The organism is Thermomonospora sp. CIF 1, from assembly GCF_001896795.1.
Lineage (GTDB): Bacteria > Actinomycetota > Actinomycetes > Streptosporangiales > Streptosporangiaceae > Thermomonospora > Thermomonospora curvata.
In genome coordinates this window covers 317,738-333,556 of sequence record NZ_MOYN02000022.1, presented here as the reverse complement: position 1 = coordinate 333,556, position 15,819 = coordinate 317,738, and the positions used below count along the sequence as shown (strand labels likewise).

At 72.2% G+C, this 15,819-nt stretch carries 16 protein-coding genes; 10 read left to right on the top strand and 6 right to left on the bottom strand.

The window, feature by feature from the left end; genetic code table 11:
• Positions 1 to 128 precede the first annotated feature (128 nt).
• A complete protein-coding gene (gene hsaA, locus BUE48_RS17445) occupies positions 129 to 1,295 on the top strand; it encodes a 3-hydroxy-9,10-secoandrosta-1,3,5(10)-triene-9,17-dione monooxygenase oxygenase subunit (protein ID WP_012853828.1) in 1,167 nt (388 codons plus the stop codon).
• A 49-nt stretch (positions 1,296 to 1,344) separates the two neighbouring features.
• Here the strand turns inward: hsaA and BUE48_RS17440 are convergent, their stop codons facing one another.
• Positions 1,345 to 1,662, bottom strand: coding sequence for an antibiotic biosynthesis monooxygenase family protein (locus BUE48_RS17440; protein WP_012853827.1), 318 nt, complete (start codon positions 1,660 to 1,662; stop codon positions 1,345 to 1,347).
• 173 nt (positions 1,663 to 1,835) lie between these two features.
• Here BUE48_RS17440 and BUE48_RS17435 point away from each other — a divergent pair, with 173 nt between their 5' ends.
• Positions 1,836 to 3,806: an acetate--CoA ligase gene (locus BUE48_RS17435; protein WP_286990565.1), complete on the top strand. Its 1,971-nt coding sequence runs from the start codon at positions 1,836 to 1,838 to the stop codon at positions 3,804 to 3,806.
• A 16-nt stretch (positions 3,807 to 3,822) separates the two neighbouring features.
• Here BUE48_RS17435 and BUE48_RS17430 read toward each other — a convergent pair whose 3' ends face one another.
• Positions 3,823 to 4,005, bottom strand: coding sequence for an acyl-CoA-like ligand-binding transcription factor (locus BUE48_RS17430; RefSeq protein ID WP_169313037.1), 183 nt, complete (start codon positions 4,003 to 4,005; stop codon positions 3,823 to 3,825).
• Between BUE48_RS17430 and BUE48_RS17425 the strand changes: the two genes are divergently transcribed.
• Positions 3,962 to 4,141 carry a hypothetical protein gene (locus tag BUE48_RS17425; protein WP_286990627.1) on the top strand — a complete coding sequence of 60 codons (180 nt, stop codon included), beginning with the start codon at positions 3,962 to 3,964 and terminating at the stop codon, positions 4,139 to 4,141. The two genes, BUE48_RS17430 and BUE48_RS17425, sit on opposite strands and share 44 nt — an antisense overlap.
• 30 nt (positions 4,142 to 4,171) lie before the next feature.
• Here the strand turns inward: BUE48_RS17425 and BUE48_RS17420 are convergent, their stop codons facing one another.
• From BUE48_RS17420 to BUE48_RS17410, 3 genes are read right to left on the bottom strand one after another with little or no spacing between them, the layout of a single operon-like run.
• Positions 4,172 to 4,369: a DUF397 domain-containing protein gene (locus BUE48_RS17420; protein ID WP_012853825.1), complete on the bottom strand. Its 198-nt coding sequence runs from the start codon at positions 4,367 to 4,369 to the stop codon at positions 4,172 to 4,174.
• The gene (locus BUE48_RS17415; protein WP_012853824.1) at positions 4,366 to 4,860 is read right to left on the bottom strand and encodes a DUF5753 domain-containing protein; all 495 of its coding nucleotides are present in this window, start codon (positions 4,858 to 4,860) and stop codon (positions 4,366 to 4,368) included. Before BUE48_RS17415 ends, BUE48_RS17420 begins: the two co-directional genes overlap by 4 nt.
• Positions 4,861 to 4,897: 37 nt before the next feature.
• Positions 4,898 to 6,430 (bottom strand): FAD-dependent oxidoreductase, encoded by a 1,533-nt coding sequence (locus tag BUE48_RS17410; protein WP_286990564.1) that lies wholly within the window; start codon positions 6,428 to 6,430, stop codon positions 4,898 to 4,900.
• 120 nt (positions 6,431 to 6,550) lie between these two features.
• Between BUE48_RS17410 and BUE48_RS17405 the strand changes: the two genes are divergently transcribed.
• From BUE48_RS17405 to BUE48_RS17395, 3 genes are all read left to right on the top strand, one after another.
• On the top strand, positions 6,551 to 7,240 hold the full coding sequence (locus tag BUE48_RS17405) for a TetR/AcrR family transcriptional regulator (RefSeq protein ID WP_286990563.1): 690 nt from the start codon (positions 6,551 to 6,553) through the stop codon (positions 7,238 to 7,240).
• Between the two features lie 68 nt (positions 7,241 to 7,308).
• Positions 7,309 to 8,058, top strand: a complete 750-nt coding sequence (locus BUE48_RS17400) for an SDR family NAD(P)-dependent oxidoreductase (RefSeq protein ID WP_012853821.1) — start codon at positions 7,309 to 7,311, stop codon at positions 8,056 to 8,058.
• A gap of 15 nt (positions 8,059 to 8,073) precedes the next feature.
• Positions 8,074 to 8,850 carry an SDR family oxidoreductase gene (locus BUE48_RS17395; protein WP_012853820.1) on the top strand — a complete coding sequence of 259 codons (777 nt, stop codon included), beginning with the start codon at positions 8,074 to 8,076 and terminating at the stop codon, positions 8,848 to 8,850.
• Between the two features lie 102 nt (positions 8,851 to 8,952).
• Here BUE48_RS17395 and BUE48_RS17390 read toward each other — a convergent pair whose 3' ends face one another.
• Positions 8,953 to 9,882 carry a 3-oxoacyl-ACP reductase gene (locus BUE48_RS17390; RefSeq protein ID WP_012853819.1) on the bottom strand — a complete coding sequence of 310 codons (930 nt, stop codon included), beginning with the start codon at positions 9,880 to 9,882 and terminating at the stop codon, positions 8,953 to 8,955.
• Between the two features lie 168 nt (positions 9,883 to 10,050).
• On the opposite strand from BUE48_RS17390, the gene BUE48_RS17385 reads away from it, so the two are divergent.
• From BUE48_RS17385 to BUE48_RS17370, 4 genes are read left to right on the top strand one after another with little or no spacing between them, the layout of a single operon-like run.
• A complete protein-coding gene (locus BUE48_RS17385; protein WP_286990562.1) occupies positions 10,051 to 11,682 on the top strand; it encodes an acyl-CoA synthetase in 1,632 nt (543 codons plus the stop codon).
• On the top strand, positions 11,675 to 12,835 hold the full coding sequence (locus tag BUE48_RS17380) for a steroid 3-ketoacyl-CoA thiolase (RefSeq protein WP_012853817.1): 1,161 nt from the start codon (positions 11,675 to 11,677) through the stop codon (positions 12,833 to 12,835). Before BUE48_RS17385 ends, BUE48_RS17380 begins: the two co-directional genes overlap by 8 nt.
• Before the next feature lie 8 nt (positions 12,836 to 12,843).
• Positions 12,844 to 15,000 (top strand): acyl-CoA dehydrogenase family protein, encoded by a 2,157-nt coding sequence (locus tag BUE48_RS17375; RefSeq protein WP_286990560.1) that lies wholly within the window; start codon positions 12,844 to 12,846, stop codon positions 14,998 to 15,000.
• Positions 15,001 to 15,005: 5 nt separating this feature from the next.
• On the top strand, positions 15,006 to 15,617 hold the full coding sequence (locus BUE48_RS17370; protein ID WP_286990558.1) for a PaaI family thioesterase: 612 nt from the start codon (positions 15,006 to 15,008) through the stop codon (positions 15,615 to 15,617).
• The last annotated feature ends 202 nt before the right edge of the window (positions 15,618 to 15,819 follow it).

Here is a 15,819-nt window from a genome sequence, read left to right as displayed (position 1 = left end):
GAACTGCACGCTATGCCGCAGGTCACGTCACAGACCGCGCAGTCTCATTGGCCGGGACGCCACCGCCCGCCGACCGGCGCGGGCGTGGTCTGCTGCATCGCGGACGTGAGCACGACAGGGAGCAGCAGATGAGCAACGAGGTCCTGGAGGCGGTGCGCGGGCTGTTGCCACAGATCGCTGAACGGGCCCGGTCCGTCGACGAAAAGGGACGCATTCCGGCCGAGACGATCCGGGAACTGACCGAGGCCGGGGTGTTCCGGCTGCTGCAGCCGTCCCGGCACGGGGGCCTGGAGAGCGACCCGGTGGACTTCTACCGGGCGGTCCGCATGATCTCCGGCGCCTGCGGCTCCACCGGCTGGGTCACCGGGGTGCTGGGCGTGCACGCCTGGCATCTGGGCATGTTCCCCGACGAGGCCCAGCGGGAGGTGTGGAGCAACGGCCCGGACACGCTGATCTCCTCCTCGTATGCCCCGATAGGCCGGCTCACCCCGGTGGAGGGCGGCTATGAGGTGACCGGGCGCTGGGGCTTCTCCTCCGGCTGCGAGTTCGCCGACTGGGCGCTGCTGGGCGCCCTGGTGGTGGGCGCCGAGGGCCGTCCGGTGGACTTCATGACCATCCTGCTGCCCCGCCGGGACTATGAGATCCGCCAGGTGTGGGACGCCACCGGGCTGCGCGGCACCGCCAGCGACGACATCGTGGTGAAGGGGGCGTTCGTCCCCGAGCACCGGGTGATGCGCAACTACGACATGGCCCGGCTGCGCGCCCCCGGCAGCAAGGTCAACACCGGCCCGCTGTTCCGCATGCCGTTCGGCACGCTCTTCACCACCACCATCACCTCCAGCGTGATCGGCATCGTGGCCGGCTGCTATGCGCACTACGTGGAGTCCATGCGCGACCGCATCCGCCTCAGCCTGGGCGGCGGCCGGTTCGTGGAGGACCCGTTCGCCCAGGTCGCGGTGGGCCGTGCCGCCTCGGAGATCGACGCGGCGGTGCTGCAGACCGAGCGCAACGTCCGCGAGATGTACGCCCACGCCGTCGCGGGCGAGAAGATCCCCATGGAGCTGCGCCTGCGGGCCCGCCGCGACCAGGTCCGCGGCACCGAACGCGCCATCGAGGCCATCGACATCCTGTTCAAGACCGCCGGCGGCAACTCCCTGCACCGCGGCCACGTCATCGAACGCGCCTGGCGGGACGCCCACGCCGGCAGCGTGCACGTGGCCAACGACCCCGAACGCGCCCTGGCCATGTACGGCCGCGGCGAGTTCGGCCTGAAGATCGAAGACAACCTGCTCTAGGCGCCCGCGGGGACCTCTCCCCGCGGGCGCGCTCTCCGGAGCGGGCGTCTTAGGCCTCGACTTCGACGTAGTTCATCAGGTCCGCCTCGATCCCGGCGGTGCGGAAGAACTCGGCGGGCTGGAAGCCGATCTGCCGGTGGGCCTGCTCGACGGCCGTCCGCGCGGCGGCCAGGTCGTCGGCGGAGGCCCACTTGACGATCGTGACCGCGTTGAAACGGCCGGGGCCGGAGTGCCGTTCCAGCAGCACCTCCTCCAGGAAGCCCGGCTGCTCGCGCAGCACCGCATGGGTTCGCCGGACGTTGCGCCAGAACTCCTCGCGCGCCTGGTCGGGGACGATGAACTTGTCCACCCGGTACACCGCGGACATCTGAGCCTCCCGTCGTTCATGGACGTACCGGGACGCTAAAACCTCGACTTCGCTTGAGGTCAAATCGCCGTCCGCACGGCCCCGGACGGGCGCGCCGCCGCGTTGGCGGCCGGGCAGAACGGGTATGGAGAAAACCCGCCCCGGCCGCAGGCCGTCGCGCCCGGGTCGCAGGGGTGTGTTCGCGCGTCTTGGCCGTCCCGTCCCGAAAGGCGCGGCGGGCGCGTCGGGGAAGCGCCCGTTGCACAGCCGAAAAGGAGCCCGGGATGGGAGCGTATGCGAAGGCCTACGAGCAGAGCCTGGCGGATCCGGAGCGGTTCTGGCTGGATGCGGCCGGCCTGATCGACTGGGACGTCTTCCCCGAGCGGGCGCTGGACGATGCGAACGCCCCGTTCTACCGCTGGTTCCCCGGCGGGCGGCTGAACACCTCCTACAACGCCCTGGACCGGCACATCGAGCGCGGCGCCGGCGACCGCACCGCGCTGATCTGGGACTCGGCGATGGAACCCGCCCAGCGCCGCTACACCTACCGGCGGCTGCGCGATGAGGTCGCCCGGGCGGCCGGGGCGCTGGCCGGGCTCGGCGTCGGCGAGGGCGACCGGGTCATCGTCTACATGCCGATGGTGCCCGAGGCCGTCATCACCATGCTGGCCTGCGCGCGGATCGGCGCGGTGCACTCGGTGGTCTTCGGCGGGTTCGCGCCCCGGGAGCTGGCGGTGCGCATCGACGACGCCCGCCCCAAAGTGGTCGTCACCGCCTCCTGTGGCATCGAGCCGACCCGCGTGGTGCCCTACAAGCCGATCCTCGACCAGGCCCTGGACATGGCCGCCCACCGTCCCGACCACGTCCTGCTGCTGCAGCGCGACCGGCAGCGCGCCGAGCTGGGACCCGGCGAACTGGACTGGGCCGACGTCGTCCCGGGCGCCGCCCCCGCCGACCCGGTGCCGGTGGACTCCACCGACCCGCTCTACATCCTCTACACCTCGGGGACGACCGGTAAGCCCAAGGGCGTGCTGCGCACCAACGGCGACCACGCGGTGGCGCTGGCCTGGTCGATGGGGGCGATCTACGACATCGGCGCCGGCGATGTGTGGTGGACGGCCTCCGACGTCGGCTGGGTCGTCGGCCACAGCTACATCGTCTACGGGCCGCTGCTGGTCGGCGCGACCACCGTGATGTACGAGGGTAAACCGGTCGGCACCCCGGATGCGGGCGCGTTCTGGCGAGTGATCTCCGAGTACGGCGTCAAGAAGCTGTTCGCCGCCCCCACTGCTCTGCGGATCATCAAGAAGGTCGATCCCGACGGCGCCGAACTGGCCAAATATGACCTCGGCTCGCTGAGCGGGGTGTTCATGGCCGGGGAGCGGCTGGACCCGGAGACCTGGCAGTGGGCCACCGAGAAGCTCGGCGTCCCGGTGATCGACCACTGGTGGCAGACCGAGACCGGCTGGGCCATCGCCGCCAACCCCCAGGGGCTGGAGCCGATGCCGGTCAAGCCCGGCTCGGCCACCGTGCCCATGCCCGGCTGGGACGTGCGGATCGTGGACGCCACGGGCGCGGAGCTGCCACCCGGGCAGGAGGGCGAGATCGTCATCAAGCTGCCGCTGCCCCCCGGTGCGCTGGCCACGCTGTGGGGCGACGACGAGCGTTTCCTCGACTCCTACCTGAGCCGGCACGAGGGCTACTACACCACCGGCGACTCCGGCTACCGCGACGAGGACGGCTACCTGTTCGTCATGGGCCGCGTCGACGACGTCATCAATGTGGCCGGCCACCGGCTGTCCACCGGCGCCATGGAGGCCGCCCTGGCCGCCCACCCCGCCGTCGCCGAGTGCGCGGTGATCGGCGTCCCCGACCCGGTCAAGGGCCAGATCCCCTACGGCCTGGTGGTGCTGAAGGCCGGCGCCGAGGTCGCCGCGGACGAGCTGCGCGCCGAGCTGATCGCCGCCGTCCGCCGCGAGGTGGGCCCGGTGGCCGCCTTCCGGGACGTGGCCGTGGTGCCCGCGCTGCCCAAGACCCGCTCCGGCAAGATCCTCCGCAAGACCATGCGCGGCCTGGCCGCCGGGCGGGAGGAGCCGGTCCCGCCCACCATCGAGGACCCCGCCGTCTTGGAGGCCATCAAGCCCTTGCTGCGGCTGCACGAGTGACCTTCGCGCGCGGCCGTCAGGAGTCCTCCTGAGCCTGGGCCGCCGGGAGGATGCAGGTCAGGGCGCGGCGCAGGACGTCGGCGAAGGAGCCGGTGGCGCCGGGGGAGATCCAGTGCCGCCCGGCCACGCGGACGGCGGCGGCGACCGCGCCGGCCATGACGCGGGGGTACAGGATGCTCGGCCGCGCCAAGCGCGTCATCGTCACCAAGGACGAGACCACCGTCGTGGACGGCGCCGGTGACGCCGCCGAGATCGAGGGCCGGATCAACCAGATCCGCACCGAGATCGACAGCACCGATTCCGACTACGACCGGGAGAAAAGGCCCTGCGCCTGAAGGCGCAGGGCCTTCACGACCCGAGGGCGTTCAGGACCGGCGCAGGTCGTGGTCGCCGTTCTTGATGGCTGTGATGAGGCCCGTCATTGCGGTGAGGCTGAGCCTGTGCTGTGGTCCGTCCGGCTGCTTGGAGTCGCGCACCGCGACCTGCCGGGTGCCGGGAACGCGTGCCAGCTCAACGCATGCGCCGCCGTTGGCTCCGCTGTAGGACGACTTGCGCCACTTCATCTCGTCCACCGCTCTTCCATGATCCTTCTGATCAGCTCGATCGAATCCGGCCGGCTGAGGGAGTGCGCCCTGAAGCGTTCGAACATCCTTCGCAATAGCGCCAGGTTCTCTGGCTCTTCGATCACTTCGCCGTTCAGCTGGTTGTCCAGGTAGGCGACTTCTCTACCGTCGAGGGTAGCGATGATGAAGTTCGCCAGGAACCCGGCGCAGACCTCGGACGTCATCGGGATGACGTGAATGAAGACGTCGCTTCTGCGGGCCATCTCGATCAGATGCGCCAGCTGGGCGCGCATGACCTCCGCTCCGCCCACGTTGTACAGGAGAACGGCCTCCGAGATGACCGCGACCAGAGTCGGGGAGTCGTATTCCCGGGCGAGGACCTGCTGACGCTGCAGGCGCTCTTCCACCATTTTGTCGATGTCACAAATGGAAATTTCGGTATGGGGAGGTCTTTCGCTGTTCCCCAGTTCGGGATAGAACGAGGCCCGCACCGGGGCGGTGCGGGCCTCTGTCCTCAGGGCGCAGCCTCTACTTCATGTCCTGGACGGCGCGGTAGGCGAACGCCATGGCCGTGCCGATCGGGATGCCCGGCCCCGGGTAGAACGGGCCGGTGAAGGACGCGCTGGTGTTGCCCACCGCGTACAGGCCGGGGATGGGGTTGCCGGAGGCGTCGAGCACCCGGGCCTCGGTGTCGGTGCGCAGGCCGCCCTTGGTGCCCAGGTCGCTGAGGACGACGCGGGCCGCGTAGTAGGGCGGCCGGTCGATGGGGACCAGGCAGGGGTTGGGGCCGTCGCCGGTGGCGAAGAACCGGTCGTAAGGGTCCTCGCCGCGGTGGAAGTCCTCGTCGGTGCCCTTTTCGGCGAAGCCGTTGAAGCGCTCGACGGTGGTGGTCAGGTTGTCGGCGGGCAGGCCGAGGGCGGCGGCCAGGTCCTCCAGGGTGTCGGCCTTCACCCACAGCCCGGCCTTCAGTTGTTCTTCGGGCTTGACCGTGGGCACCGAGATGGCCGGGAGCCTGCCGCCGGAACGCGAGTCGAAGATCAGGTGGGCGGGGACGCGGCCGGGTTCGGCGGCCATCTGGCGGCCCATCTGGTCGTACGGCAGGCACTCGTTGGCGAAGCGGCGGCCGGAGCCGTCCACGATGAGGCCGCCGCGGAAACCCAGCGTGAAGGCGGCCCTGCCGTCGGGCGTGGCCAGGCCCGGGCACCACCAGGCCTGGTCCAGCAGGCCGGTGGCGGCGCCGATGCGCACCGCCGCCGCGATGGCGTCGCCGGTGTTGGCTCCGGCCGGGGCCATCGACCATTGCGCGCTGCCCGGCAGGCCGCGTTCGGCGCGGGCCGCCGCGTCGCCTTCGAACCCGCCGGCGGCCAGCAGCACCCCGCGCTCGGCGCGCAGCCGGACGGTCCCGTCTGCGGTGCGGGCCACCACCCCGACCACCCGGCCGTCTTCGACGATCAGGTCGGTCAGCGCGGTCTCGGTGCGCACCACCCCGTTGCCGGTCTGCGTGAACGCCAGCAGCAGCCGGCCGATCAGCGCCCGCCCGGCCGACAGCGGCGCGGCCGGGTCGTGGCCCAGCCCGGCGCGGTCACGGTCCACGATGGGACGCACCAGGGAGGCCAGCTCTCCCAGCCGGTCCTGCGGCAGGTCCAGCGGCACGAAGGAGCGGCCCTGGTCCATGCGGCCGGGCCGGGCGAAGTAGTCGGGGAAGGGCCGCCACTCGAACTCGATCTCCGGGTTCTGTTCCAGGAACTCCACCACCTGCGGGGCGGTGGACAAGAACGCCTCCCGGTGCCCGGCGTTCTCCTCGCCCAGCAACGCCCGCAGGTAGGTGCGGGCCGACTCGGTCGAATCCCCGATGCCCGCCCGCTGCTGCACCCGGCTGCCCGGCAGCCAGATGGCCGACCCCGAGTACGCGGACGTGCCGCCCAGCAGCGGTGTCTTCTCCAGGACGACGGTGCGCAGCCCGCTGGAGGCGGCCGCAAGCGCCCCGGTCATGGCCCCCGCACCCGATCCGGCCACCACCACGTCGAAACGGTCGTCCCACGATTCCCCGGCGTTGCCCATGCGTTGTCCTTTCACGTCTTGGCGCCCGCTCCAGGCAAGCGCAACGCCGGATGCGCCGGATCTCACATCCCACTCATCGGAATCAGCAGGCCGTCCCATGGCGGAGGGCTCTGTATTGTCATGCGGGGATCGAGCGTGAACGGAGACGACGTGCCGAGGATCGCATCGGCCCGGCCACCGGCCGAGCCCAGCTCGCCTGAACAGCATGACAGGCGCCGGCGCATCCTCCGGGCGGCCATGCGCATCGGCAGTGAAAAGCCGCTGGAGCGCGTCCAGATGCACGAGGTGGCCAAGGAGGCCGGGGTCGCGATCGGCACGCTGTACCGCTACTTCCCCTCCAAGGTCCACCTGTTCACCGCGGTCATGGCCGACCAGGTGGATCGGTTCCGGGAGAGCATCCGCCCGCCCGAGCCCGGCGTGGCGCCCGAGGACGCGGTCGGCGAGCTGCTGGTGCAGGCCAGCCGCCAGCTGCTGCGCCGCCCGGTGCTGGCCTCGGCGATGCTGCAGTGCTCCGGGCTGGCCAACGCCGCCACCGTCGGCGACGCCGCCCGCATCGACAACGGCTTCCGCGAGATCATCCTGGAGGCGCTGGGCATCGAGGTGCCCACCGTCAAGGACGTCACCTTGGTGCGGCTGCTGATGCAGTGCTGGTACGGGGTGCTGCAGTCCAGCCTGAACGGCCGGGCGTCGCTGTCGGACCTGGAAAACGACATCCGGCTGGCCTGCTGGCTGCTGCTGGCGCCGCGCTCCAACGCGCCCGGCCGCGAGGAGAATCAGGAAAACGGCCGCACCGGCGACCGGGAGGGCTGAAAACGGCCGCTTCCGGTGACCGGGATCACCGCGCCGGACGGCGAGAGATCGCCGTTACCGTCCCCGGCATGAATCGCTTCGACGGGGTGAAGGTGCTGCTCACCGGGGCGGCATCGGGTATCGGACGGGCCACGGCGCTGCGGCTGACCGCAGAGGGCGCCGCGGTGTTCGGGGTCGATGTGTCCGAAGAGGGACTGGCCGCGACCGCCGCGGCGGTGACCGGGCCGGGCCGGCTGGTGACCGGCGTCGCCGACGTCACCGACGAGGCCGCGGTGGTCGCCGCCACGGACCGCGCCGCCGCCGCGCTCGGCGGCATCGACGTCCTGATCAACGTGGCGGGCGTCCACAGGGCCACGCCGATCGCCACCTTGTCGGTGGCCGACCTGCAGCACCTGTTCTCGGTGAACCTGGTCGGCACCGCCCTGTTCTGCCGGGAGGCGCTGCGGTACCTGCCGGACGGCTCCGGCGTCATCGTCAACGTGGCCTCGCTGTCGGCCACCCAGGGCAACCCCTACATGACCGCCTACTCGGCGTCCAAGGGCGCGGTGCTGGCCTTCTCGCTGAGCCTGGCCGCCGAGCTGACCGCTCGCCGCATCCGGGTGGTGCCCGTCTCCCCGGGCACCGTCGACACCCCGCTGACCCGGCGGCCCGACGTGGTCCCCCAGGGTGTGGACCTGAGCTACTTCAACCGGATCCGGGCGCCGTTCGGCTCCGCCGAGCCCGAGCAGATCGCCTCCGTGATCGCGTTCGCGGCCTCCCGCGACGCCTCCTATCTGACCGGCGCCGAGCTGCGCGTGGACGGCGGAGCCCACATCTAGAAAGAGGAGCAGGCCATGGGACGGACCATCGCGGTGAGCGGATCGGCCTCCGGCATCGGCCGGGCGCTGGCCGGGCTGCTGCGCGAGCGGGGCGATGAGGTCATCGGGATCGACCTGCACGAGGCGGAGGTGGTGGCCGATCTGGGCACCCCCGAGGGCCGCGCCCACGCGGTGCGGCGGGTGCTGGAGCTGTGCGGCGGGGTGCTGGACGCCGTGGTGGCCTGCGCCGGGGTCTCCCAGTTCACCTCCCTGCCGGTCCGGGTGAACTTCTTCGGGGTGACCGCGCTGCTGGAGGGGCTGCGCCCGGCGCTGGCCAGGGCCGAGCGGCCCCGGGCGGCGACCGTGGCGTCCATCTCCGGCACCCAGCCGCTGGATGAGGCCGTGGTCGCGGCCTGCCTGGACGGCGATGAGGAGGCCGCGGTGGCGGCGGCCGAGAAGGTCGTCGCGGCCGGCCAGGGCAACAAGACCTACCCGTCCTCGAAGGCGGCGCTGGCCCAGTGGCTGCGGCGGGTCTGCATCACCCCCGAGTGGGCCGGGGCGGGCATCCCGCTGAACGCGATCGCCCCCGGCGTGGTCCGCACCCCGATGATCGAGCCGCTGCTGGCCGACGCGGCCATGGTCAAGATCATGAACGAGGCGGTGCCGATGCCGCTGGGCGGCCACGCCGACCCCGAGGTGATCGCCGAGGCGCTGGCCTGGCTGATCTCCCCGGCCAACACCCACATGACCGGCCAGATCATCTACGTGGACGGCGGCGCCGAGGCCATCTTGCGCGGCCCCGAGGTCTTCTGACCGCCGGCCGGAACGACGATGGCCGCCTCTCCGGTGGGGAGGCGGCCATCGCGCTTGCGGAGGCTCCCGGCGCACCCGGCAGGGGTCAGGCCCGCGCGGGGCTCACTGCCCGGGGATCTTGGAGGCCCCCGTGGTGTCGAGCGCGGCGACGCTGTAGGCGGCGTAGGTGCGGTGCGGGTCGCGGTCCTTGAAGTAGGGGGTGAGCTGCTCGTTCAGCTCCTCCACCGAGAAGATCCCGCTTTCGGCGGTGAACTTGCGCTCCACCGTCGGCGCGGCCATCAGCGCCACCATGTCGCCGTAGACGATGAACACCTGGCCGCTGATGTGGTCGGCGGCGGGGGAGGCCAGGTAGCTGACGAACGTCCCCACCCGCTCGGGGGCCAGCGCGTCCAGCCCGCCGGGGGAGGTGCCCTCCCCGAAGGACGCCGCGGTCATCGCGGTGCGGGCGCGCGGGCAGATGGCGTTGGCGCGCACCCCGTAGCGGGCCAGGCCCTGGGCGGTGGACAGCGTCAGCGCCACGATCCCGGCCTTGGCGGCCGAGTAGTTGGGCTGGCCGGCGCTGCCGAACAGGAACGCCTCCGAGGAGGTGTTGATGACCCGGCCGTAGACCGGGCCGCCGGCGGCCTTGCTGGCGGCCCGCCAGTGCGCCGCGGCGGCGCGCGACAGCGCCGCGTGCCCCTTGAGGTGGATGCGGATCACATCGTCCCAGTCGGACTCGGACAGGTTGAACAGCATCCGGTCGCGCAGCACGCCGGCGTTGTTGACCACGATGTCCAGCCCGCCGAAGGTGTCCAGCGCGGCCGACACCAGGGTGTCGCCCATGGACCATTCGCCGACGTCGCCGATCACCGCGACGGCCTGGCCGCCGGCGGCCTTGATCTCGGCGACGACCTCCTCGGCGGCCGGGCCCACGTCGTTGACCACCACGTTGGCGCCCCGCGCGGCCAGCGCCAGGGCCTCGCTGCGGCCGAGCCCGGCGCCCGCGCCGGTGACCACGGCGGTGCGGCCCGCCAGGGTGAGGTCTGCGTTCATCACTTGCTCCCGGTCGTGATACGGATGACCACCGGGAAGCTAGTACGAATTCTATTTTTCTGCGGGCGGACGTCCCGCTGAGCGGGCGGACCGATAGGGAAGGTCCCGCGGTGACCGCTGAGTGGGACCGATCTTGTAGCAGGTGAGAACGAATTCTAGCCTCCCCGCATGACGCTGAACCTGGCGACGCTCTTTGAGGCCGTGGCCGCCGCCGTGGCGGACCGGCCGGCCGTGGTCTGCGGAGAGCGCAGGCTGACCTATGCCGAACTGGACCGGCGCGCCAGCGCATTGGGACACGCCCTGCTGGACGCCGGCATCGCCCCGGGCGAGCACGTCGGCCTCCACATGCTCAACGGGGTCGAGTACGTGGAGGCCATGCTGGCCTGCCTGAAGATCCGGGCGGTGCCGATCAACATCAACTTCCGCTACACCGACCGCGAGCTGCGCCACCTGTACACCGACGCCGACCTGGTGGCCCTGGTCATCGGCGAGGAGTTCACGCCCGCCGCCGCCCGGGTGGCCGCGGACTGCCCCAAACTGCGCCACGCCTGGGTGGTGCGCGGCGACGAGGCGCCGCAGGAGCCCGCCTCCTGGCCCGGCCGCCTCACCGTGACCGACTTCGAAGCCGCCTTCGAAGGCCGCCCGGAGGACCCGCCGCTGGCCGATGAGCGCACCGCCGACGACCGCTTCATCGTCTACACCGGCGGCACCACCGGGCTGCCCAAGGGCGTGGTGTGGCGGCACGAGGACTTCTACATGGCCGCCACCAAGGGCGGAAACCACTACGGCGACCCGTACCTGTCCCCGGAGGCCCTGGCCGAGGGCGCCAAGAACGGCTTCCCCCTGTCCTACCTGATCACCATGCCGCTGATGCACGGCGCGGCCTCCTACACGCTGCTGAGCGCGCTGTACGGCGGGGCGGTGGTGATCTTGCTGCGCCGCTTCGACGCCCTGGAGGTGCTGCGGCTGGTCGACCGGGAGAAGCCCATGATCGTCGCGATGGTCGGCGACGCCATGGCCCGGCCGCTGGTCGACGCGATCCGCGCCCACGGCGCCGACTACGACCTCAGCTCCTGGAAGGTGCTGGGCTCGGGCGGGGCGATCCTGTCGCGCAGCGTCCAGGAGGAGTTCGCCGAACTGCTGCCCGGCATCCACATCAACAACGGCTTCGGGGCCTCCGAATCCGGCGTCGACGGCAACATCACCGTCGGCGACGACGGGCTGATGCGCCTGGCGCCCAGCCCGCACGTGACCGTGGTGGACGCCGACCTCAAACCGCTCCCGCCCGGCAGCGAGGAGATCGGCTACGTCGCCCGCAGCGGCCACGTCCCGCTCGGCTACTACAACGACCCGGACAAGACCGCCCGCACCTTCCCGGTCATCGACGGGGTCCGCTGGTCGATCCTCGGCGACATGGCCAAGGTCGAGGCCGACGGCACCATCGTGGTGCTGGGCCGCGGCTCCGGCTGCATCAACACCGGTGGGGAGAAGGTCTTCCCCGAAGAGGTCGAACAGGCCCTCAAGTCCCACCCGGCGGTGATGGACGCCCTGGTCGCCGGCGTCCCCGACGAGCGCTTCGGGGAACGCGTGGCCGCCGTGGTCGAGCTGCGCGCGGGCGCCGCCGCGCCCACCGTCGAGGACCTGCGCGCCCATTGCCGCACCCAGCTGGCCGGCTACAAGGTCCCGGCGCTGATCACCTTCACCGACGCGGTGGTGCGCTCGCCCAGCGGCAAGGCCGACTACCGGTGGGCCAAGCGCGTGCTGACCGCCGCCGAGAAGACAGGGAGCTCTCATGCCTGAGGCCGTCATCGTCGAAGCCGTCCGCACCCCGGTCGGCAAGCGCAACGGGGTCCTGTCGGGCCTGCACCCGGCCGAGCTGCTGGGCGCGGCCCAAAAGGGCCTGCTGGACAAGGCCGGGATCGCGCCGGAGGTCATCGGCCAGGTGGTCGGCGGCTGCGTCACCCAGGCCGGGGAGCAGTCCAACAACGTCACCCGCCAGGCCTGGCTGCACGCCGGGCTGCCCTACCAGACCGCCTGCACCACCATCGACTGCGCCTGCGGCTCCTCCCAGCAGGCGGTGCACATGGTCGCCGGGCTGATCGCCTCCGGCGCGATCGACGCCGGGATCGGCTGCGGCGTGGAGTCGATGAGCCGGGTCTTCCTCGGCCAGGCCGTCACCCCCGAGACCGGCAACCCCTTCCCCGACTCCTGGTCGCTGGACATGCCCGACCAGTTCACCGCCGCCGAACGCATCGCCAAACGGCGCGGCATCACCCGCCAGGACGCCGACGCCTTCGGCCTGGCCTCCCAGCGCAAGGCCGCCCAGGCCTGGGCGGAGAACCGCTTCGCCGGGCAGATCGTCGAGGTCACCGCCCCGGTCATGGGCCCCGAGGGCCCCACGGGCGAGACCGCCGTGGTCACCCGCGACCAAGGGCTGCGCGAGACCAGCATGGAGGCGCTGGCCAAGCTCAAGCCGGTCATCCCCGACGGCATCCACACCGCCGGCAACACCTCCCAGATCAGCGACGGCGCCGCCGCGGTGCTGCTGACCACCCCGGAGAAGGCCGCCGAGCTGGGGCTGCGGCCGCGCGCCCGGATCGTGGCCTCCGGCATGGTCGGCTCCGACCCCTACTACCACCTGGACGGGCCGATCGACGCCACCCGGCACGTGCTGGCCAAGGCCAAGATGACGCTGGACGACATCGACCTGGTGGAGATCAACGAGGCGTTCGCCTCGGTGGTGCTGTCGTGGGCCGGCGTCCTGAACGCCGACATGGACAAGGTCAACGTCAACGGCGGCGCCATCGCGCTGGGCCACGCGGTCGGCTCCACCGGCGCCCGTCTCATCACCCAGGCGGTGCACGAGCTGGAACGCGCCGACAAGTCCACCGCGCTGATCACCATGTGCGCCGGCGGCGCCCACGCCACCGCCACCATCATCGAACGGATCTGACGACCCCTATGACCATCGGACTGACCGAGGAGCACCGCGACCTGCGCGACGCCGTGCGGGCCTTCACCGACCGCGAGGTGACCGCGCAGGTCGTCCGCGCCGCCATCGACGCCGAGCGCGAAGAGCTTCCCCCCTTCTGGAAAGGCCTGGCCGAGCTGGGCCTGCTGGGACTGCACCTGCCCGAGGACGCCGGCGGGGCCGGCGCCGGGCTGCTGGAGCTGGCCGTGGCGGCCGAGGAACTGGGCCGGGCGCTCACCCCCGGCCCGTTCCTGCCCACCACCCTGGCCGGGGCCGTGCTGCACCGCGCCGGGCACACCGCACACCTGCCCGCCCTGGCCGACGGCAGCGCGATCGGCGCGGTCGCGCTGCGCCCCGGCACGCTGAGACTGACCCGCTCGGACGGGACGGCCGTCTTGGACGGGGAGTCCGAACCGGTGATCGGCGGGCAACTCGCCGACCTGTTCGTGCTGCCGGCCCGCGACGGTGAGACCACCGCCTGGCTGGTGCTGCCCCGCACCGCCGTCGAAGTCGCCGCGCTGCCCAGCCACGACTTGACGCGGCGGATGGCGGCGGTGCGCGCCGCCGCCGTCCCCGTCCCCGAAGGCGCCGTGCTGGACGGCCTGACCGACCAGGACGTGCTGGACCTGGCCGCGGTGCTGTTCGCCGCCGAGGCCAGCGGGCTGGCCGACTGGGCCACCACCACCGCCGCCGAGTACGCCAAGGTCCGCGAGCAGTTCGGCCGTCCCATCGGCCAGTTCCAAGGCGTCAAGCACCGCTGCGCCCGGATGCTGGCCCGCGCCGAGCAGGCCCGCGCCTGCGCCTGGGACGCCGCCCGCGCCGCCGACCCCGACACCGACGCGGCCCAGGCCTCCCTGGCGGCCGCGGTCGCCGCGGCCACCAGCGTGGAGGCGGCGTTCACCGTCGCCAAGGACTGCATCCAGACCCTCGGCGGCATCGGCTTCACCTGGGAGCACGACGCGGGGTTCTACCTGCGCCGCGCCCAGACCCTGCGGATCATGCTGGGCTCCACCGCGTCCTGGCAGCGCCGGGTCGCCCGTCTCACCCTGGAGGGGGTGCGCCGCGAGCTCACCGTCGAGCTGCCCCCCGAGGCCGAGCAGATCCGCGCCGAGATCCGCGCCGAGCTCCAGCCCGCCACCGGCCTCAGCGGCGCCGAGCAGCGGGCCTACCTGGCCGACCGCGGCTACACCGCCCCGCACCTGCCCGAACCCTGGGGCAAGGGGGCCGACGCGGTCACCCAACTGGTGATCGCCGAGGAGCTGCGGGCGGCCGGCCTGCGCCCCCACGACATGATCATCGGCAACTGGGTGGTGCCCACGCTCATCGCGCACGGCTCGCCCGCCCAGCATGAGAAGTTCCTGCGCCCCAGCCTGCGCGGGGAGATCACCTGGTGCCAGTTGTTCAGCGAGCCGGGCGCCGGCTCGGACCTGGCCGCGCTGTCCACCCGGGCCGAGAAGGTGGAGGGCGGCTGGCGGGTCACCGGCCAGAAGGTGTGGACCTCCATGGCCCGCGAGGCCGACTGGGGCATCCTGCTGGCCCGCACCGACCCGGACGCCCCCAAGCACCAGGGCCTGTCGTACTTCCTGCTGGACATGTCCTCCCCGGACGGGGTGTTCATCCCCGACGACATGCTGGTCGGCCGGCCCGGCGAGGGCTGGAAGCTGGCCCGCACCACGCTGGCCAACGAGCGGGTGTCGCTCTCTCACGACTCCTCGCTGGGCAGCGGGGGAGAGGCCCTGGTGGAGATCCTGACCAACGCCCCCGAACTGGTCGATGAGCAGCGCCTGACCCTGCTCGGGCAGATCCTGTGCGACGCCCAGGCCACCAGCCTGTTCGGGCTGCGCAGTGCGCTGCGCGCGGTCGCCGGCGCCCAGCCCGGCGCCGAGGCCAGCATCGCCAAGCTGGTCGGGGTGGAGCACATCGAGCAGGTCTGGGAGGTCGCGGTGGACTGGACCGGTCCAGCCGCGCTGGTCGGGGCCGCCCCGGTCGGCACCGAGCGCCGCGCCGCCCGCCGGGACGCCACCTGGATGTTCCTCAACTCCCGGTGCATGTCGATCGCCGGCGGCACCACCGACGTGCAGCTCAACATCATCGGCGAGCGGCTGCTGGGACTGCCCCGCGACCCCGAGCCGACCCCGAAGGGCTGACGGCGATGGCCATCGCGCTCAACGCCACCGCCACCGGCCGCGGCGTGGACGCCGCCGCGGCCGCGGCCCGCCGGGTCATCGCCGCGCTGGTGCGCGCCGGTGACATCTCCGGCGCCGACATGACCGCCGTCGCCGACCGGCTCAACGCCATCGCCGACGAACTGGAGGCCACCGCCCCCGCCTTGCGGGAACGCCTGGTCAACATGTGGCGCGGCGACGGCACCACCCGGCACGACCCGGTCACCGGCCCGGAGAACCCCCTGGCCCCGCCGCTGGAGTACACCGGCCGCCCCGACGGCTCCATCGAGGCCCAAGTCACCTTGGACCTGCCCTACCAGGGCCCGCCCTCATGCGTCCACGGCGGCGTCTCGGCCCTGCTGCTGGACCACACCCTCGGGGTGGCCAACGCTTGGAGCGGTCCATCCGGCATGACCGCCGAGCTGACCCTCCGCTACCACCACCCGACCCCGCTGTTCGAACCGCTCACCGTCACCGGCCGCCAGGTCGCGGTGAACGGCAGCAAGATCCGCGCCGTGGGGTCGATCTCGGCCGGCGACCGCACCTGCGTCACCGCCGAGGGCCTGTTCATCGCCAAACACCCACCCCGCCCGCGCTGACCACAAGGCGGCGGCCCGCCCCGAGATCCACACCAGTGCTTCACCGGGTGCCGACGCTTTGTCGGGCGGCGTCCTACCGGACGCCGCCCGACAAAGCGTGCGCCCTGGGTCCGCCGGTCAGGAACTGACCGGCGGACCCAGGGCTTTCTCCACTAGGGCGTCGCACCTTATTTCTTTATGTGTTTCTTTATGCCTTCGCGCG